General features: G+C 73.5%; 16 protein-coding genes. 3 read left to right on the plus strand and 13 right to left on the minus strand.

The genetic code is table 11. The features are described 5' to 3' along the window. Positions 1 to 48: 48 nt before the first annotated feature. Positions 49 to 1,209: a sensor histidine kinase gene (locus HL652_RS11825; protein ID WP_171705499.1), complete on the minus strand. Its 1,161-nt coding sequence runs from the start codon at positions 1,207 to 1,209 to the stop codon at positions 49 to 51. Positions 1,210 to 1,432: 223 nt separating this feature from the next. On the opposite strand from HL652_RS11825, the gene HL652_RS11830 reads away from it, so the two are divergent. Beyond that, positions 1,433 to 3,982: a S8 family serine peptidase gene (locus HL652_RS11830; protein WP_171705500.1), complete on the plus strand. Its 2,550-nt coding sequence runs from the start codon at positions 1,433 to 1,435 to the stop codon at positions 3,980 to 3,982. A 259-nt stretch (positions 3,983 to 4,241) separates the two neighbouring features. Here the strand turns inward: HL652_RS11830 and HL652_RS11835 are convergent, their stop codons facing one another. From HL652_RS11835 to HL652_RS11845, 3 genes are read right to left on the minus strand one after another with little or no spacing between them, the layout of a single operon-like run. Next, positions 4,242 to 5,711 carry a hypothetical protein gene (locus HL652_RS11835; RefSeq protein ID WP_171705501.1) on the minus strand — a complete coding sequence of 490 codons (1,470 nt, stop codon included), beginning with the start codon at positions 5,709 to 5,711 and terminating at the stop codon, positions 4,242 to 4,244. A gap of 11 nt (positions 5,712 to 5,722) precedes the next feature. Next, complete coding sequence (locus tag HL652_RS11840; protein ID WP_171705502.1) at positions 5,723 to 6,604, minus strand: TIGR03943 family putative permease subunit; 882 nt, start codon at positions 6,602 to 6,604, stop codon at positions 5,723 to 5,725. Then, positions 6,597 to 7,646, minus strand: a complete 1,050-nt coding sequence (locus HL652_RS11845; RefSeq protein WP_253743213.1) for a permease — start codon at positions 7,644 to 7,646, stop codon at positions 6,597 to 6,599. The genes HL652_RS11840 and HL652_RS11845 overlap by 8 nt, the downstream gene beginning before the upstream one ends. 81 nt (positions 7,647 to 7,727) lie before the next feature. Here HL652_RS11845 and HL652_RS11850 point away from each other — a divergent pair, with 81 nt between their 5' ends. Continuing rightward, positions 7,728 to 8,543, plus strand: coding sequence for a dienelactone hydrolase family protein (locus tag HL652_RS11850; protein ID WP_253743214.1), 816 nt, complete (start codon positions 7,728 to 7,730; stop codon positions 8,541 to 8,543). A 9-nt stretch (positions 8,544 to 8,552) separates the two neighbouring features. Here the strand turns inward: HL652_RS11850 and dgt are convergent, their stop codons facing one another. Together dgt and HL652_RS11860 are read right to left on the minus strand one after the other, a co-directional pair. Further along, entirely contained in the window at positions 8,553 to 10,124 is a 1,572-nt protein-coding gene (gene dgt, locus HL652_RS11855) for a dGTP triphosphohydrolase (protein WP_171705504.1), read from the minus strand. A 65-nt stretch (positions 10,125 to 10,189) separates the two neighbouring features. Then, positions 10,190 to 10,525 (minus strand): hypothetical protein, encoded by a 336-nt coding sequence (locus HL652_RS11860; RefSeq protein ID WP_171705505.1) that lies wholly within the window; start codon positions 10,523 to 10,525, stop codon positions 10,190 to 10,192. 97 nt (positions 10,526 to 10,622) lie between these two features. On the opposite strand from HL652_RS11860, the gene HL652_RS11865 reads away from it, so the two are divergent. Continuing rightward, positions 10,623 to 10,967, plus strand: a complete 345-nt coding sequence (locus HL652_RS11865; protein WP_171705506.1) for a LysR family transcriptional regulator — start codon at positions 10,623 to 10,625, stop codon at positions 10,965 to 10,967. 6 nt (positions 10,968 to 10,973) lie between these two features. On the opposite strand, the gene HL652_RS11870 is transcribed toward HL652_RS11865, so the two are convergent. The 7 genes from HL652_RS11870 to HL652_RS11900 all read right to left on the minus strand — a co-directional run bounded on the left by HL652_RS11870 (position 10,974) and on the right by HL652_RS11900 (position 18,000). Continuing rightward, positions 10,974 to 11,699 carry a Pr6Pr family membrane protein gene (locus HL652_RS11870; protein WP_171705507.1) on the minus strand — a complete coding sequence of 242 codons (726 nt, stop codon included), beginning with the start codon at positions 11,697 to 11,699 and terminating at the stop codon, positions 10,974 to 10,976. A 32-nt stretch (positions 11,700 to 11,731) separates the two neighbouring features. Continuing rightward, positions 11,732 to 11,908 carry a twin-arginine translocase TatA/TatE family subunit gene (locus HL652_RS11875; protein WP_253743217.1) on the minus strand — a complete coding sequence of 59 codons (177 nt, stop codon included), beginning with the start codon at positions 11,906 to 11,908 and terminating at the stop codon, positions 11,732 to 11,734. A 3-nt stretch (positions 11,909 to 11,911) separates the two neighbouring features. Next, positions 11,912 to 12,973: an intradiol ring-cleavage dioxygenase gene (locus HL652_RS11880; protein WP_171705508.1), complete on the minus strand. Its 1,062-nt coding sequence runs from the start codon at positions 12,971 to 12,973 to the stop codon at positions 11,912 to 11,914. A gap of 78 nt (positions 12,974 to 13,051) precedes the next feature. Next, the gene (locus HL652_RS11885; RefSeq protein ID WP_171705509.1) at positions 13,052 to 14,887 is read right to left on the minus strand and encodes an ATP-binding cassette domain-containing protein; all 1,836 of its coding nucleotides are present in this window, start codon (positions 14,885 to 14,887) and stop codon (positions 13,052 to 13,054) included. A gap of 145 nt (positions 14,888 to 15,032) precedes the next feature. After that, positions 15,033 to 15,995 carry a hypothetical protein gene (locus HL652_RS11890; RefSeq protein ID WP_171705510.1) on the minus strand — a complete coding sequence of 321 codons (963 nt, stop codon included), beginning with the start codon at positions 15,993 to 15,995 and terminating at the stop codon, positions 15,033 to 15,035. Between the two features lie 12 nt (positions 15,996 to 16,007). Next, positions 16,008 to 17,432: an MFS transporter gene (locus HL652_RS11895; protein ID WP_253743219.1), complete on the minus strand. Its 1,425-nt coding sequence runs from the start codon at positions 17,430 to 17,432 to the stop codon at positions 16,008 to 16,010. After that, on the minus strand, positions 17,419 to 18,000 hold the full coding sequence (locus HL652_RS11900) for an ArsR/SmtB family transcription factor (protein WP_171705511.1): 582 nt from the start codon (positions 17,998 to 18,000) through the stop codon (positions 17,419 to 17,421). The genes HL652_RS11895 and HL652_RS11900 overlap by 14 nt, the downstream gene beginning before the upstream one ends. Between the last annotated feature and the right edge of the window lie 91 nt (positions 18,001 to 18,091).

Raw genomic sequence — 18,091 nt, forward strand, 5'->3', positions numbered from 1 at the left:
CCGCACCGTCCGCGCCCGCGGCCGTGGCTGCGGCGGTGGCGAGCCGCGTCAGCCGGCGACGGGGAGCTCGGCCTCGAGGAGGGTGCCGCGGGCGTCGGGGGCCGGGCGGAGAGTGAGGGTGCCGCCGGCGGACTCGAGTTGGCGGCGCAGCCGCGCCAGACCGCTCAGGTGCGGGTCGGGCGGGAGGCCGACGCCGTCGTCGCGGAGGGCGAGGCGAAGGGTGCCGTGAGCGACGGTGAGGTCGAGCGCGAGGGCGGAGGCCTTGCCGTGGCGGAGGGCGTTCGACACCCCGTCCTCGACGACGCGCACGACGAGCACGGCTGCTGATTCGGGGAGGCGGGCGGCAGCAGCATCCGCTCGCTCGTCGATGACGAGTTCGGTACGGATGCTCGGCGGGATGCGCGCGAACAGCGAGCGCACCGCGGTCGGCAGGCCCCGGTCGAGGTCGATGGGGTAGAGCATCTCGCTGAGGGCGCGCAGCTCGCTCTCGCGGAGCCGGTCGAGTTCGTCGGCCACCACCCGGATGCGCGCACCACTTGCGTCGTCGGCCCCACGAGGCAGGCCGTCGGCGACGTCGGCGAGCTCGGCCGAGAGGAGGACGAAGCGGTTCTGCACCGATCCGTGGATGTTCTCGGCGACCTCGCGACGCACCCGCAGCTCCTCGCGCTGGAGGGACTCGAGGGCTCCGCGGGCCGTGAGTTCCTGGGCGAAGCGCTGACGTTCCTCGTGGCGGAGGCGGCGGAGGAGCCGCACGATGACGAGCCCGGCGGCGAGGGTGACGGCGAAGAGCACCGAGGCGATGAGGGCGTCAGTGAGCACGGCGGTGAGGCGATCGAGCGGGTAGACGCCCGTCGCGAGCTGCAGAGCGCCCCGCACGCTCGCGCCGCCCACGACGGCGGTGAGGCCCCGGAGGACGAGGGAGGCACCGTGATGCTGCTCGACCCGCAGCACCGAGGTGAGCAGCACGACCACCCCCACGGAGAGCAGGTTGATGAGCACCCGCACCGTGACGTCGGCGAGCGGGGAGGCGTCTTGGGCGCGCAGGGTCGACGAGAACGCGCCGAGCACGAGCACCGACTGGATGCTCACGGTCACCGCGAACAGACCACTGGTGACGCCGACGGTGGTGAGCATGGCGCGGCGATCGGCGGCGATCCCCGCGGCGTCGACGTCGGGGTCGGCGGGTGAGGGAAGGTGTTCCGCCGTCACTGTCGCCTGGCCTCCCGACCGCTTGGGTAGAACTACCCACCCCCTGGCCGGCCTCGGGTCGGCAAGCCGCTACGGTGAGCGTATCAAGACCGCTCGGTGCGCTGCGGCGCGCCAGGCCCGGAGTCTGCGCTGTCGCTCACGCGGTCGTGCCCGACGGGGCCGACAGGCGGTCGACAGCGGTGGGGCGGGCGATTGGTGGGCGCCCGAGCAGTGAGGGGGCGCCATGACGGGCAGCGACGAGCAGGGCCGGGCCGAGCGCGGCGGTCGGCGCGGGGGCGACCCGCGGAGCGATTGGAGCGGTGGGCGCGGTCGGCGGCCGGGGCGGCGGGGCGTCTTTGCGGGTGCGGTGCTCGCCGTGGCCGTCGTGGCGGCAGTCGTCGGTGGGTCGGTGTTCGCGGCCGAGCCCGCACTCGCCGTCGGCGACCGGGGCGACTCGCCCGCGCCGACCCTGGAGGTCACGGGACTCTCGGCTCGGCTCGAGACCGTCACCACGCTCGGCGACCAGGATGCGCCGGTCGCGACTGCCGACACGCTCGGTCTCCCCCGGAGCGGGGCGGGCAGCCCGCAGTTCGACGGGGAGCGGATCGCCGTCTCGGTGCGGTACGCCGAGCGCCCGGGCGATGAAGACTTCGCTGCGCTGGGGAGGCTCGCCGAGGTGGTGGCCTCCTCCTCCGAGCTCGCCCGCGCGAGCGCCTACGCGCTGCCCTCCGAGCTCGACGCCATCGCCGCGCTGCCGCGGGTGGCCTCGGTGACCGAGGCGCTGCGGCCCGGCACGGGCACCGACCCGGCGAGCGCCGGGGACGCGGCTGCGCCCGCCGACGCGACCAGCGCATCCGCACGCGCAAGCGCCGGCGCGACCCGCGCAGCGACCCACACGTCCGCACCCGCAGACGCGGGCGCGATTCATGAGGCGACCAGCGCATCCGAGGCGACCACCGCATCGGACGCGACCGCCGCATCCGTCGCCCCCTCCTGCCGCGCGGTGGAGGCGGTCGCGCCCGCACCCCTGCGCGCCGACCTCGCGGCGGCGCTGCACGGCGTGGACGGCAGCGGCGTGACCGTCGGCATCATCTCCGACTCGTTCGCCACGAGCACCACCGCGCTCTCCTCCCCCGCCGAGGACGTCACCGCCGGGCTCCTCCCCGGCCCGGGCAACCCCTGCGGACACCTGCACCCCGTGCTCGTGCTGAACGACGACATGCCGGGCGCCACGGTCGACGAGGGCCGCGGCATGGCCCAGGTGGTGCACAGCATCGCGCCGGGCGCGCGACTCGCCTTCGCCAGCACCGGCGTCGACGACCTCACCCTTCACGACGCCGTGCTCGCCCTCGCCGACGCGGGCGCCACGGTCATCGTCGACGACGTCTACCTGTTCGACGAGCCGTTCTTCCAGCAGGGGGCGGTGGGTGTCGCCATCGAGCAGGTCGCGGCGCGCGGCGTCACCTACCTCACCAGCGCCGGCAACTACAACCTCGTCGGGGCGAAGGGGTACCCGAGCGCCGGCTACCCCGTGAACGGTTGGGAGACCACCCGCTACCGCCCCACCGAGTGCACGGATGCGGTGCTCGCGAAGCTCGGCGACGGCCGGTTCGACTGCATGGACTTCGCCCAGGGCGGCGCCGCCGCCGACCCCACCGACACCCTCACCCTCGAGAAGGCGACGGCGTCGAGCTTCGTCGCGCTGCAGTGGGCCGAGCCGACCGGATACGCGAAGGGCCGCTTCCTCCTCGCCCTCCGCGACCCCGACGGCGACGTCTCGCTGTTCGACGAGCTGAGCGCGGGTAGACCCGTCATGACGTCGGGGTTCATGCCGGTCGACACCGGGGAGTACGAGTTCTCCATCGTGCGCGACACCACCGCGGGTGACGACGCCGTGATCGAACCCGCGCTGAAGTGGGTGTGGTCGTTCCGGCAGGGGATGCTCGCGGCGGAGTACTTCGGCGTCGTCGGCGACGACCGGGTCGGCACCACGATCGGCGGCCACGGCGGCCTTCCCGCAGCGATCTCGGTGGCGGCGCTGCCCTCCGACGCCCCGAGCGCGCCCGAGGATTTCAGCTCACTCGGGCCGAGCACCCAGTACTTCGACTACGACCCCGCCGGGTCACCCGTGCCCGTGCCGCTGCCCGCGCCCGTGGTGTCGGCGAAGCCCGATGTGGCGGGGGTCGATCGCATCCTCACGAACTTCTTCAGCTCGCATCGTCCGGTCGAGGGGCGCCCCGGGGTGCACTCGTTCTGGGGGACCTCGGCCGCTGCCCCTTCGGCCGCCGCCGTGGTGGCGCTCGGCCGCCAGTACTCGCCCACGGCGACCCTCGACGAGCTGCGCGCCGCGCTGACCACGACCGCCGCGCCCGTCTCGAGCGGCAACCCCCACGTACCGGCCGCGGAGGCCACCGGCAGCGGGCGCCTCGACGCCGCCGCCTTCCTCGAGGCGCTCCCCGGCTCCGCCCCGACCCCCACACCCACCCCCTCACCCACTCCCGGCCCGGACCCGTCGCCTGCGCCGAGCCCGGCACCGTCGCCCGCGCCCACGCCTGGACCCACTCCCGGCCCCGACCCGTCGCCTGCGCCGAGCCCGGTGCCGTCGCCCGCGCCCTCACCCGGCGGGGGCAAGGGTGGCTCCGGCGGCTCGGGCTCCGGTTCCACCGAACTCGCGGCCACCGGCTCCCCCGCCGCCCCGCTCTCCCTCACGGCGGTCGCCGCCGGCCTCGCCTCCACCCTTGGCGGCGCCACCCTCCTCCTCACCCGCCGCCGCACCGCCATTCCCCGCGACTGACGAAACGACGGATGCTCGTCCAGACGCCGCCCCGAGCATCCGTCATTCGACACAAACCGCCCCAAACTCCGTCGTTTCGCCGGCCGGCAGGCGGGAGGGAGAAAGGCGGGCGCGCCACCGCACCTCGGCCCATCCCCTCCCGACAGAACGACGGATGCTCACCACCCGACCGCCCCGAGCATCCGTCGTTCGGCCCAAACCGCCCCGAACTCCGTCGTTTCGCCGACAAGCGGGCGAAGGGGCGAGCGCGCCGCGCGCGCTACGCGCACCAGTCGGGGAGGAACCCCGGCACGCTGCGGGTGACGGTGCCGGAGGCGATCTGCACGAAGGTGGTCGTCATCTCGGAGTAGCCGGGGAGGGGGTACCCGTCGGTGACGGCGCCGGAGGCGATGGTCTCGACGGCGAGGTACTGTCCGTTCGGCGAGACGCAGAAGCCGCGGATGCGCGCCCCCTGCGAGGCGGGCCGGTACAGCTCCCGGGTTCCCGCGTCGTCGGCGTACACGATGACGGAGTTCTGCACGGGCGCCGCCGAGCTGTAGTCGACCTCGTCGTACTGCCGCACGGTCGCGCCGCTCGCGAGCGTGACGATCGCTCCCGGGTAGAGGGCGGGGTCGACGTCGGGCGCGTCTTGCACGAGCGGCGCCACCTGCCCCGTGGAGAGGTCGATGGTGGAGGTGCCTGCCGGGTCTGCCACCACGAGCTGCAGCCCTCCGGCGAGGAAGTCGCGCATCTCGGAGTGCTGCCCGAGCGGCACCGGCTCGGCCCCACCGATCGGGTCGAGCAGGTAGAGCTGCTGGTCGGTGCTCTGCGCGACGATCGACGAGCTCCCCGGCACGAACTGCCAGTCGACCACCCTCAGCGGCTCGCCCCCGAACCCGGTGACCTCCTCGGCCTTGCCCGACACCGACTTCGGGTCGAACACGAACAGCGTGTTCTGGTAGCTGCGGCCGGTGACCGCATCCTCTCCCCCGTTCACCGTGTAGCCGAACAGCCCGGCCGACACCGAGGCGTGCAGGTTCTGGATGCGCCCGCCCGCCGGCGTGAACACGGTTCCGCCCGTGCTCGCCCCGTCGGCGCCCTCGACCGAGACCACGAGACTGCTCGCCCCCTGCTCGTCGAGCTCCACCACGGCGAGCGCCCCCGGCACCACCTGGAACTGCTGGATGCGCGGCGCCTCGAACACCACCTCGCTCCCCGCCCCGTCGCCCGCGGTGAGCTTCGAGCGCACGATCTGGTCGGTCGGTTTGTCGGCCCCCGCCGCCAGTCCGCCCCGGCGCAGCAGTGTGGTCACGTCGACGTCGGGGGTGGTGAAGTCGTAGTCGAGCGCGCCCCGCAGCCCGGTGGCCGAGCCCTCGACGTCGTCGACCCGGATGCTGTACGCCGTCGCGTAGTCGAGCACACCCGTGAAGGTGATCTGCACGTCGGCACCCGTCGACTCGACCGTGAACGGCGTCGCGGGGGTGACCTCGACCTGGGAGGCGTCGACCGGGGCGAGCGCCTGGTCGGCGTGCAGCACGAGCTTCTGGCCCGCGCGCGAGATCACCGACTGCGCGTTCACCGACCCAGCGTCGAGCTTCGGCCCGCGCAGCACCGCGGCCGCTCCGAGCCCGGCGGCCGCGAGCGCGAGAATGCCGAGCACCGCCACGGTCGAGCGCCGGAACCTGCGGTACCCGTTCGCCGTGCTGCGCGATCGCGGTCCACCGCGAGCACCACCTGAACCCGTCGTCACGTCGCCTCGGCTCAGCCCAGGTACGGCTGCGCGGGCTGCGCGACCGCCTCGATCTCGGCGGGCACGAACGCGATGGTCTGCGTGCTCGTGGTGCTGGGGTTCGACTCGAACCCGCCGCTCGCGGTCACCCACGAGTCGACGGCGTAGCTGTTCTGCCAGTCGGGCAGGTAGACCGGAACCCCGACGGGCTGGGCGTCGACGGCGCAGCAGGTGACGATGAACCGGGCGATGTAGAACACGTTCTCGGGGTCGCTCTGGTCGGGCGTGACGAAGCCGGTGAGGGTCGCGCTCTTGCCCGCGAAGTAGTCTTCGCCGGCGCCCTGGCGCAGCAGCGACGCCCAGTCCTTCACGGTGAAGGAGGCGGTGTCGCTGCCCACGAGGTTCTCGGTGGCGCCGGTGTCGGTGACCGCGGCGGAGGCGTTGAGGTCGCGCTGGTCGACGGTCGCCGTGGTGAGGGTCGAGGGCGGCACCACGAGCAGTGCCACCACGGTGTCCACGATCACGAGCACACCTGCGGCGGCCCACACGAGGTCGAGACCGCGGCGCCGGCGCGAGGACTCAGAGGGCGATGGCGCGGGCGAGGACGCGGGCTCGAGCGAGCGCGACGACGGATGCGCGTGACCGTGCTCCCCGCCCTCGTGCGAGTCACCGTGACCGTCTCCGTGACCATGCCCATCGTCGTGACCCCGCGCATCCGCTCTCCCCGACGGCACGACGGCGAACGCGGCGATCACCACGACCCCCGCGAGCACCGCCATCACCACCGTGAACTCGAAGTACCGCGGGTGGATGTAGAGCCCCAGCTGACCGGTCGCGGCGAGCCAGACGATGGCCACCACGCCGATGAGGCTGAGCGCGATGCCGCGCCAGCGGGAGAGCAGTCGGTCACGCAAGGAGGTTCACCCCGAATCCGAGAGCGAGGGAGGCCAGGCCCACCACGGCGACCAGCCGCACCAGGGCTGCCGTGGTGAAGGTGGTGCGCATGAGCGTGATCATCTTCACGTCGACCATGGCGCCGAAGACGAGGAACGCGACGATGCCGCCCGGAAGGAAGGTCGACCCGAAGGCGAGGATGAAGAAGGCGTCGACGTTGGAGCAGATGGCGATGACGAAGGCGAGGATCATGAGCGCCAGCACCGACCAGACGGGGTTGCCGCCGAGCACCGTGAGCACGTCGCGCGACACCCCCACCTGGATGGCGCCCGCGATGGCCGAACCCACGATGAGCGCCGGGAGCATGGTGGAGGTCTCTTCGGCGAAGGCGACGACCCCGCGCCGCAGCCGGGTGCGCTGCCGGCCCGTCGCCTCGTGGTCGTGCCCGTGGTCGTCGCCGACCCGGCAGGCGGCGTCGAAGGCGGGCGTGAGCAGCAGCTCGGGCTGCGGGTGCCGGCTGAACAGCCAGCCGACGAGGTTGGCGATGACGAAGCCGCCCACGATGCGGCCGAGGAGGATGCCGTCGTCCCACCCGAAGGCCTGATACGTCGTGACGATGGTGACCGGGTTGAGGATCGGCGCGGCGAGGAGGAACGTCATCGCCTCGGGAACGCTGAACCCCTTCATCATGAAGCCGCGGGCGAGCGGCACGTTGCCGCACTCGCACACCGGCAGCAGCACGCCGAGCAGCGAGATGGTGACCCGCCGGAGCGCGGGGTTGCGGGGCATGATGCGGTGGATGACGTGGTCGGGCACCCAGAACCGCACGACGATCGAGATGAGGATGCCGAGGAAGACGAACGGCAGCGACTCGATGACGACGCTCGTGGAGAGCGTGACGAAGTCGCGCAGCCGGTCGGGCAGCGCGTCGGGGCCCCAGCCCGCCGTGACCGAGCGCAGCACCAGCAGGGCGAGCACGAGCGCGGCGCCCACGACGAGACCGCGCACCGCGAGGCGGCGGGCGGGCGGGGCCTGTCGTGGCGTCAGCAGGTCGCTCGTCACTCGAGCAAGCGTAGACGGTCGATGCTGGAGGTTCCGGGAGGGCGACGGTCGGTCGGCGGATGCGCGGAGCAGAATTGCACGGTGACCACCGCATCCGCCGCCCCCACCGCCACCCTCGACGGGTGGACCCGGTCGACCTTCAGCGCCGCCGGCCTCACGCACGACCGCTACGAGAAGGGGTCGGGCCCCGGCGTGGTGCTCATTCCCGAGCTGCCCGGCCTCACCCCGCAGGTGCTGGGGCTCGCCGAGCATCTCGTCTCCGAGGGCTTCACCGTGGTCGTGCCCTCCCCGTTCGGCACCCCCGAGCGCGAGCAGACCGGCGGGTACCTGCTGCGCACGGTGGGGCGCCTCTGCGTGAGCGCCGAGTTCAGGGCCTTCGCCGTCAACGCGAAGCGCCCGATCACGACCTACCTGCGGGCGGTCGCCGCCGACCTCGCCGGGCGCGCACCGGGCGGGAAGGTGGGGGTGATCGGCATGTGCTTCACCGGGGGCTTCGCCCTCGCCGCGGCTGTCGACGCGTCTGTCGCCGCCTCGGTGGTGAGTCAGCCCGCGGCGCCCTTCCCGATCAGCCCGGCCCGCCGGGCCGACCCCGGGTTCTCGGAGGAGGAGATGGATGCGGTGGTCGCGCGCAGCCGCGACGACGGGTTCTGCGCGCTCGGGCTGCGATTCTCGGCCGACCGCAACTCGCCGCGCGAGCGCTTCGACACGATCGCGCGCCGGCTGGGCGACGCGTTCGAGGTGATCGAGCTCGACTCCTCGCCGGGCAACCCCGGCGGTTTCTCGCGGTCGGCCCACTCCGTGCTCACGAGCGAGGTGCGGGAGACGCCCGGGCACCCCGCGCTCGAGGCGCGCGCCCGGGTCGTGAGGTTCTTGCGGGAGCGGCTCAGCGCATCCTGAACCCTCGGCTCAGAGGCTCTGCCCGATGTCCCAGAGCCGGTCGGTGCGACCGTTCAGGGCCTCGGCGACGGCGATGGCCTGGCCGTCGGAGAGCGACGCGACGTAGTCGATCACGCCCCGGCCGCGGCCGAGCCTGCGGAGCGCGCTCGGTGCGGTGTCGTCGAGGAGGTACGGCCGCTCGGCGGCGAGCCGCTGGTAGCCGTGGGTGGCGAGATCGACCATCTCGACCAGCCGTCGCGGCACTCGCTTGCGGTCGTGGTCGTCGCCCAGCCACTCGGTGAACGCCTCGACGAGCGACACCAGCACCCGGCTCAGCCCGCGCTGGTACATGGCGATGTCGGGCCGGTTGAGGATGAAGTGCTTGTGCACGAACTTGAGCACCTTCACCTCGTGCCAGGCGCGGCGGTCGAGGGTGATGATGCCCGTGCGGGGCGTGTCGGGCGGGGCGGCGACGATGGAGCGCTCGAAGTGGGCGATCCACCGGCTGGTGAAGGTGGAGAGGCGGCGCTCGGCGGCGATCGACCCGTCGAACACGGTGGAGAGCAGCCCCTCCACCAGGTCTTCCGACACCACCTGCACCGCGGCGGCGAAGGCGTCGTCGTCGGCGATCCACGGGTCGTCGCGGTGCATGCGCCGGCGCAGGGCCTCGAGCCCCTCCCCGGCGTGGTTGCGGATGCCCTCCACCTCGAGCTCCGGCGCGTCGAGGCGACGAAGAGCGGATGCGTTGGTCACCCACCCGGTGAACTCCCGGGAGACCGCGACCTGGCTCAGGATGCCGGCCCGATAGAAGTCGTCGACGTCGTGGATGGAGTAGGCGATGTCGTCGGCGATGTCCATCGCCGAGCACTCGAGCGACTGCTCGTACGGCGCGAGGTTCGGCGCGGCCGCCCTGGCCTCGAGCAGGTCGTCGTGCTCGAGGAAGTAGGCGGAGTACTTGCGTGCGACAGGCTTGCCGTCGACCAGCCTGATGCCGCGCGGGAGCTCGGTGGTGGCGTCGGCGCCCTCGAGGCCGAGACCCTCCATCGCGGGCGTCCACGGGTACTTCGCGGTGGCGTTGCGCACGGCGGCGGTGAGGTTGAGCCCCTCCTCGGCGCCGTCGCACACGTCGAGCACGGCGAGGATGCGGTAGGTCTGCGCGTTGCCCTCGAAGCCGTCCTTGAGGCCCAGGGTGTCGCGGGCGATGCGGTTGAGCACGTTCTCGCCGAGGTGGCCGAACGGCGGGTGCCCGAGGTCGTGCGCACTCGCCGCCGCCTGCACCACCACGGCGTCGCACCCGCCCGGCGAGGTCGCCGCCGAGAGGGCCGGGGTGGTGCCCACGAGCTTGTCGTCGACGGCGACGGCGATCGCCCTCGCCACGGCGGTGACCTTGAGCGAGTGGGTGAGGCGGTTGTGGATGAGCGGGCTCGCGCCGGCCTGCGAGATGACCTGCGTGACGGCGGAGAGTCGCGAGAAGTACGGCGAGAACCGCACCCGTTCGAGGTCGATGCGGTAGTCGGGGTTGTGGTCGGCGAGCTGGATCTCGTCGAGGGCCTCGGGTTGCCGGCGCTGCAGGCGGGCGTCGTCGCTGGGGGTGGTGCTCATCGTTCGAGCCTTGCACTCCTCGGCCGAGCGGCCCACTCCCCCACGTCGCGGAACGCCCGGGCTGCTCAGTGGCTCGCGATGTGGTCGGCCGACTTCTGGGCCAGGAAGTCGCACAGCGCCACTGCCTTGTCGAGCTCGCGGGCGAGCTCGGAGACGCCGGCGGGGTCGAGCACGAGGTGCTCCTCGCGCGCGTTGAAGTGCACCTCCCAGCACGCCTCACCCGCCCGCACCGGCTGGAGGTAGACGTCGGTGGTGGCGCGCCCAAGGCGCACCACGATGAGGCCCGTGTCGGAGCCGGGGCCGTCGTCGTGCCGCAGCACGTCGATGGCGATCGTGCCACCGGTCTGGGGCTCGAACTCGGCGACCCACTCCTCGAGCAGCTCCTTCGTGCGGAACGGCATGCTTCTCCCCCCTTGTGAACGCGCGCCTCCAGCATCTCACAGGGAGATGCCGCTCCCGTCCATCCGGGCTCGCCGGGCTGCCCGGTAGCCTCGGGGCATGGACATCACCGACCTCCGCCACTTCCTCGCGGTCGCCGACGAGACGCACTACTCCCGCGCCGCGAACGCGCAGCATGTGTCGAAGGCGACGGTGCACGCATCCGTCGCCCGGTTGCAGGAGGAGCTCGGCGAGGTGCTGGTCGACGTCGACGAGGAGGGCGAGATCACGCTCACCGAGGCCGGGGTCGCGCTGCGCAACCGCGCCAGGACGATCGTGGCGAAAGCCCCAGACCCCGTCGCCGCGAAGAAGGCCGGGGGCAAGGCGAAGGCCTCGAAGGGCAAGGGGCGCGCCCCGGTGGTGAAGGGCGAGCCGAAGCCCTACAAGAAGCGGCAGGGGCGCTGAACGCGCTCAGCGAGCGGCTCGCGAGGCCCCGGGGGCGTCGCCGGCCTCACGCGCTTCACGGGCCTCACGCGCTTCGCGCCGCCTGACCCCGACCCGCGACGAGAGCACGGCGAGCGCGCCCAGCCCCACGAGCACCAGCGTGAGCGCGATGATGTACGCGAAGACGCTCGGCCACCCGTCGGTGGCGGGGTCGAGGAAGGGGTACGGGTAGATCTCCCCGCCGCTGGCCGCGGCCCGCACGAAGGTGTAGCCCGCCCAGGCCACCGGGTAGACCGGCACCAGCCAGAGCGACCGCCACGGCAGGGCCGGCCGCCCGGGGGCGAGGAACCAGTCGACGAGGAGCAGCAGCGGCACCCAGACGTGCACCACCTCGTTCGGCCACGACAGGGCGACGAACGAGTCGGTCGACGGGATCGATCGCAGCAGCAGGTTGTAGACGCCGCCGGTGACGACGGCGTAGCTCAGCACCGCCATCCGTACCGCGGTGAACCCGACCGGGTCGCGGGCCAGCCGCAGTGCGAGCACACCGCCGACGAGCAGCACGACCACCTCGAACAGGCTGGTCTGGATGGTGAAGTAGCTGAAGTACTCCCACGGGTCGAAGGCCCGGTTCGCGACCCGGTCGCCGATCTGCACGCCGAGGGTCACGGCGAGGCCGAGGCCGGCGAGAACGCGGGCGATGCCCGTGATGCGACGGGGAACGGATGCGCGGGCGGGCGGAGAGGGGATCATCGGGTTCCTTTCACAGCCTGCCCAGTATGCGGCTACCGCTCCGATTCCGCTCGCTGCTCCTCGGGTTCGTGGAGCTCCTTGCGGAACAGGTGGAGCGAGCGCCCGGCACTCTTCGCCAGGGCCGGCAGCCGGGTGGCGCCGAAGAACAGCGCGACCACGGCCAGCAGGATGAGGGCGTGCCAGCCCGTGAGGTTCTGCAGCACTCCCACGGCTCAGCCCTGCCCTGGCGCGCCGGGGCCGCCGCCGCTCGGCGGGGTGCCGCCGCCCGTGCCCGCTCCGCCCGCGCCGCCGCCGGTGCCCGCTCCGCCCGCGCCGCCACCGGAGGGCGCGGAGCCCGCCGTCGGGGTCGTGCCCGTGTCGACGCGCACCGTCAGCGCCACCTGGTACCCCGAGCTCGCGTCGCCCGTCACCGTGGCCAGCTGAAGGGCACCGCCGTCGTCGCCGAACACGTTGTCGCTGTCGAGGCTCACCTGCGCGAGGTTCGCGCTCGAGCCCTCGTAGCCGCTCAGCGCGTAGACCGTCTCGCAGACATTCTGCGGGAGGGCCACCTGCGAGGTCGCGATGGCGTTCGCGGAGTCGGTGATCGAGCCCACGTCGGGGTAGACCTCGAAGTGGATGTGCGGCCAGCGCCCGGAGTAGCAGGCCGGGAAGATGGAACTGTAGCTCACCCGGCCGTCCGCATCCGCCACCTGGACGCCACGCAGGTAGGTCTCGTTCTCGATGCCGTCGGAGTACATCGAGTAGCCGCCCGCGGCGTCGCAGTGCCAGACGTAGACGGCGACGTTCTCGAACGGCACGTCGCCGTTCGCCTGGTCGAGCACGGTGAGCGTGAGCGCCATCGGCACACCGCTCGCCGTGGTGCCGCCGTCGAGACTCGAGCGGATGTCGCTGCGCACGATGCCCGACTGCTCGAGCACGTCGACGCCGTTCGAGCCGTCGCCCGGGTAGGGACCCGCCGTCTCGTCGGGGATCTCGCCCGCGGGCAGGCTCGAGGACCCGGTCGCCGACCCCGTCGACGAGCCCGCGCCGCCGGCCGAGGAGGTGGCGGTGCCGGCCGCGCTCGACACGGGCGTGCCCGAGTCGGTGGTGCACGCGGCGAGCGCGACCGCGCCGAGACCCAGGCCGAACAGGCTGAGCACGTTGCGGCGGGTGAGCAGGGTGCGGATGTCGAAGGGGGCGCCCTGGTCGACCACCTCCTCGTCGGCGCGGTCGAGCAGGCGCCCCTCGTAGGCGGGCCCCTCGGGTGTGGAGTCGGGTTCGGGGATGCGGCTCATGATGGTGTTCTCCTTGATCGGGAGACTTCATCATGCGTGACCGCCCTTTCGCGACCCTATGGCGCTCCTATGACGTCTCTATGAGGGCAGCTCCAGGCTCTCGCCGGTGTGCCCCGCGCCCTCGTCGGCCCTCACCAGGCGACCGTCGCGGGTGAGCTCGAGGGTGGTGTCGGGGGCGAGCCGGCGCAGGAAGGCGTCGTCGTGGCTCACCACGAGCAGCGCACCCCGGTAGGCGGCGAGCGCCTCGACGAGCTGATCGACGCTCGACAGGTCGAGGTTGTTCGTCGGCTCGTCGAGCACGAGCAGCTGCAGCGGCGGGTCGGCGAGCAGCAGGCGGGCGAGCGCCACCCTGAACCGCTCGCCGCCCGAGAGCGAGGCGAGGGGTCGGTCGACGGCGGCTCCGCGCAGCAACAGGCGGGCGAGCTGGTCGCGGATGCGCGCCGGCGGCACGCCCGGAGCCGCCCGCTGCACCTCCTCGAGCGCGCTGGCGGCGGGGTCGAGGTCGTCGAGCCGCTGCGACAGGTAGCCGACCCGGTCGGTCGCGAGCACGCCGGATGCGCGGGGCGGGCTCGGCGGGGCGCCTTCGGCCGGGTCGGCGGGGCGGCTGCCTGGAGCGCCGGCGGCTGGATCGGCTGGGCGGCCGCCTAGGGTGGGCGCCGCGGGGTCGGCGGGGCGGCTGCCTGAGGTGGGCGCCGCGGGGTCGGCGGGGCGGCTGCTGAGCAGGTCGAGCAGGAGGGTGGTCTTGCCGACGCCGTTCGCGCCGACGAGGGCGATGCGCTCCGGGCCCTGTAGGTGCACGACGATGCCGTCGGAGCCGCGCAGTTCGGCGATGCGGCGGCCGCGCGGCACGGCAGGGTCGGGAAGATCGAGGCGGATGTGCTGCACCTCGCGCACCCGCGCATCCGCTCTGTCGACGGCGGCCTGGGCGGTGTCGATCCGGCTGTCGTGGCCCGAGCGGAGCGCCCCCGCCGAGGCCTGCGCCCGGTTCGCGAGGCCGCCCGCCAGAATGCGCGGGATGCCGCCACCGAGCTGCGCCTGCCGCGCGGTGCGGGCGCGGCGGGCCAGCTTCGTCTCGGCCTCGACGCGCTGACGCTTCTCGGCCCTGAGTGTCTGCTCGGCCGCACGGGCCGCCTGGGCCGCGGCGCTCTGCTCGCGGTCGAGGTTCTCGCGCCAGGCGCTGTAGGCGCCGCCGAAGGTGGTAAGGTGGCCGCCGTGCAGCTCGGCCGTGGCGTCGACGCGCTCGAGCAGCTCGAGGTCGTGACTCACCACGACGAGGGCGCCCGGCCAGTCGTCGACCAGGGCGCCCACGCGGGCCCTCCCCTCGCGGTCGAGGTTGTTGGTGGGCTCGTCGAGGAGCGTGATCGGCAGCTCCCGCAGCCGGAGGCCGGCTATCGCGACGAGCATCGCCTCGCCCCCGGAGAGGGCGCCGACGGTGCGGTCGAGCACGGCGGACGAGGGTGCGACCCCGGCTGGGGTGCCGTCGCGCATCCAGGCGAGATCGAGGCGGGCCAGGGCTTCGACGGCCCTGGCCTCGACGTCCCAGTCGTCGCCGACGGCGTCGAAGTGGTGTTGGGCGACGTCGCCGGCCTCGATGGCCCTGAGGGCGGTGACGACGGGGGCGATGCCGAGCAGGCGCGCGATGGTCGCGTCGCCGTCGAGGGTGAGGGTCTGGGGCAGATAGCCCACCTCGCCGGTGGTGACGATCGAGCCCGAGCTCGGCTGCAGGAGGCCCGCGACGAGCTTCAGCAGGGTCGACTTGCCCGTGCCGTTGTCGCCGATGAGGGCGGTGCGACCGTGGCCGAAGGTGCCCGAGAGCCCGTCGAGCGCGACGGAGCCGTCGGGCCACTCGAAGGTGAGTTCGCGGAGGGTGATGGCGGCCGCGGCCGACGGGGAGGACTGGTGTGGCGATGACATGGAGATGCTCCGAAGACGGCGGCGAGGCGCGCAGAGGCACTCGCCGAGCGGATGGGGGTGGGACGGACACGGCGCGCGCAGTGCGCTGCCGGAGGGCGGCATGGCGCCCTAGTGTCTGTCGACCTCGATCTCCATGGCGACGATGCTACCAGGCGTCCGCCGCTGGCTGCCGCCTCGGCGACCGCTCGAGCGTTCCCGCGAGGAGGAAGGCGACACCCGCGAGCACCGTCACGGCTGCGGCCGGGGCGCCGCTGCCGACCGGCGTGTCGTGCGACTGCGAGAGGTCGATGAGCAGCACGTAGTCGACGAGCGGGAAGGCCAGCACCGCGGCCAGCGCCACACCGCCCCACGCCACCACTGCCGCCCCTCGCGCGACCGGGGCCGCGGGCGTCGCGGATGCGGCAGGCGGCCGACGCAGCCCGGTGGACGCGGCCGGCGCGGTGGGCGCGGCCGGCACGGAGGAGGCGGCGGGCGCAGTGGACGCTGCCGGAGCGGTGGACGCAGCCGGCGCGGCCGACGCGGCCGACGCGGTTAGCTCGTCCGGCGCAGCCGGCACGGAGCGCGCTGCGGGCGCGGGCCGTGCCGCGGGGGCGGCGGGCGCGGCATGCCGCGCTACGCGCACCGCAGCGCGCAGGGCCGCGACGATCGGCACGACGAACGCGAGCACGCTGAGCGCGAGCAGCATCAGCGGGGGCGGGTCGAGCACTCCGAGGGCGCCGTCGCTCGCGGCTGCGAGGAGCTGCGGCACCCCGGCGGCGAGCCACCCGGTCGCCGAGAGCACCGCGAGGAGCGCCCCGACCGTGTCATCGCGCAGCCACATGGCCCACAGCAGCCATAACGCCACGAGGAGGAGCGAGGCCAGACCGGCCAGCAGCACGGCCCCGGGAATCACCTCGAAGGGTGCGGAGACCCAGAGGTAGTCGCGGGAATGGTCCTCCGCCAGCGCGCAGGTGTCGGCGGTGAGCCCATCGCCGATCGCGACCGTCTCCACCGGGCCGAAGCACGGCGCCCAGCGGATCGCCGCCGCCACGAGCTGCAGCACCCCCGCCACCACGAGCAGGAGCCCACCGAGGAGGGTCGTCGATCGGAGCGTCAGCCGCCTGGCCATGCCCCGACCTTCTCACTCCCGGTCGTCGGCCATCTGAACGACCGGTGACGAGTGCGCATCGCTCTGCCCGCGCATCCGTCGTTCCCGCCCGAGGGCAGGGAGGTAGAGCGCGGCGCCGACCATGCTCACGAGGCCCGCGGCCACGAACACCGGCCCGGTGCCGACGGCGTCGGCGAGCGGGGCGAGCGCGAGCAGCCCGAGGCTGTAGGCGCCGCCCGCGACCATCGAGTTGATCGAGAGCACGACGGCGCGGTTCTGCGGTCCGGCCTCGCGGTGCAGGAGGGTGGCGTGCATGGGACCTGCGGCACCGTGGGTGAGGTAAGCGAGCCAGAACGCGGCGACGAGGCCCAGCGGGCCCGCGACCAGCCCCATCACCACGACGAAGGCGCCGTTCAGGATGCGCGCGGCGATCGCCGTCCAAGCCACTCCGACGCGGCGGGCGGCGAGACCGGCGAGCGCGGAACCCGCCGCGAAGAGCGCCCAGGCGGCTGCCGCAGCCGGGCCGAAGACCGCGCCGGCGGAGGCCTCGCTGCCGAGCATCCCGGCGAGGCTCACGGGGGTGAGCGTCTCGAAGGCGATCATCGCGATGCTCCAGAACACCTCCACCAGCACGAGGGCACGGAGCACGGGTGAGGTGGCCAGCAGGCGCCCGCCCGCCGCCACCGAGCGGGGCACCTCGCGCACCCCGCGGCCCAGGGAGCGGAGGGCCGAGCGCGCGGTCGCCCGGCGGGCACCGGTGATGGCGTCGGCATTGCCGCCGGCGCCGTCGCCACCGCGCGTCGGCTCGGAGACGAGCAGCGCGATGAGCACCGCGTGGGCGGCGGTGAGCGTCGTCGCCACGAGGTACGGCAGCACGAGTGCCGATACGGATGCACCCCACGGCGCCCACGCCACCAACCCGCCGCCGGCCAGCGCTCCCCCGGCGATCGCGACGCCGAGCACCGTCGCCGCACGGCTGAGCCCGCGTTCGACCGGGGCGGAGGGGTCGGCCGCGTGCAAGGAGTCGACGTACCAGGCCTCGAGCGGTCCTGAGTCGAGGGCACGGAAGACGCCCTGGCCGGCGAGCGCCACCGCGAACATCCAGAACGAGTCGGCGACCAGGAACAGCGCGCTCGACAGCACCGCCACCGCGCCGGAGGCGACCAGCAGGGGGCGGCGACCCAGCGCATCCGCCAGCCCGCCCGTGGGCAGCTCGAGGGCGAGCACGACGAAACCCTGCACCGAGAGCAGCACCCCCACCTCGGCGAGGGAGAGCCCGCGCTCGAGGGGCAGCAGCACGGTGAGACCGAACACGAGGCCGACAGGCAACCAGCGCGTGGTGGTGAGCAGGAGGAACCGGCGCTCGACGCTGCGGGCCGAGAGGACGGCGCGCGACCGCGACGGGCGTCGGGTGGTGTGCGAGCGGAGGCGGGCCATGTCGGTGTCAGGCCGTCGCATCGGGCGGCGTGAGCTCGAGCGGGCTCGACTGCACCGTCACGTGGATGCGCCGCGCCTCGGGGTGATCGGCGCCGGCCTGCCTGAACCGGGCGAGCACCGCGTCGAGCTCGTCGCGCAGCTCGACCGCCTGCTCGGCGGTGACCTCGACGAAGCTGTCGCTCATGCCGAGGGCGTCGACCCACTCGGCGGGCCAGGCCTCGCTCACGTTGAGCCAGCGCTCGGCACGGGCCGCGAACTGACGCACGTAGTCGCGCTGCAGCCAGCCGAGTGCGGTGCGGGCGTTCTCATCGTCGGCGAAGCCGGAGTTCACCCAGGAGTGGAAGTCGCTCGCGGCCCGCCAGAGCCGCCGACGGCCCGCGCCCTCGCCCGTGTCGACGACGAGCCCGACCTCCTCCAGGGCGCGCAGGTGGTAGCTCGTGGCGCCGGTGTTGGTCTCGAGCTGGCCGGCCAGTTCGGTGGCCGTGGCGGGCCCCGCCACCCGCAGGCGACCCAGGATGCGCGAGCGCAACGGATGCGCGAGCACCTTCACAGCGCGGGCGTCGAGCTCGATTCCGGTGTAGTCGTCCATGCCTCGATAGTGTCATGCACAGAATCTATGCACAAGTTCTTTGCATGAATCTGCCTGAGCCGGTGACGCGCGGAGGGCGGGGCGGGCGAGT

Origin of the sequence: Herbiconiux sp. SALV-R1 (genome assembly GCF_013113715.1) — a bacterium.
Lineage (GTDB): Bacteria > Actinomycetota > Actinomycetes > Actinomycetales > Microbacteriaceae > Herbiconiux.

Coding starts and splice junctions, on each gene's coding strand:
- HL652_RS11830 (WP_171705500.1), top strand. CDS start 1,433: ATGACGGGCAGCGACGAGCAGGGCCGGGCCGAGCGCGGCGGTCGGCGC.
- dgt (WP_171705504.1), bottom strand. CDS start 10,124: ATGAGCACCACCCCCAGCGACGACGCCCGCCTGCAGCGCCGGCAACCC.
- HL652_RS11860 (WP_171705505.1), bottom strand. CDS start 10,525: ATGCCGTTCCGCACGAAGGAGCTGCTCGAGGAGTGGGTCGCCGAGTTC.
- HL652_RS11865 (WP_171705506.1), top strand. CDS start 10,623: ATGGACATCACCGACCTCCGCCACTTCCTCGCGGTCGCCGACGAGACG.
- HL652_RS11870 (WP_171705507.1), bottom strand. CDS start 11,699: ATGATCCCCTCTCCGCCCGCCCGCGCATCCGTTCCCCGTCGCATCACG.
- HL652_RS11880 (WP_171705508.1), bottom strand. CDS start 12,973: ATGAGCCGCATCCCCGAACCCGACTCCACACCCGAGGGGCCCGCCTAC.
- HL652_RS11885 (WP_171705509.1), bottom strand. CDS start 14,887: ATGTCATCGCCACACCAGTCCTCCCCGTCGGCCGCGGCCGCCATCACC.
- HL652_RS11890 (WP_171705510.1), bottom strand. CDS start 15,995: ATGGCCAGGCGGCTGACGCTCCGATCGACGACCCTCCTCGGTGGGCTC.
- HL652_RS11895 (WP_253743219.1), bottom strand. CDS start 17,432: ATGCGACGGCCTGACACCGACATGGCCCGCCTCCGCTCGCACACCACC.
- HL652_RS11900 (WP_171705511.1), bottom strand. CDS start 18,000: ATGGACGACTACACCGGAATCGAGCTCGACGCCCGCGCTGTGAAGGTG.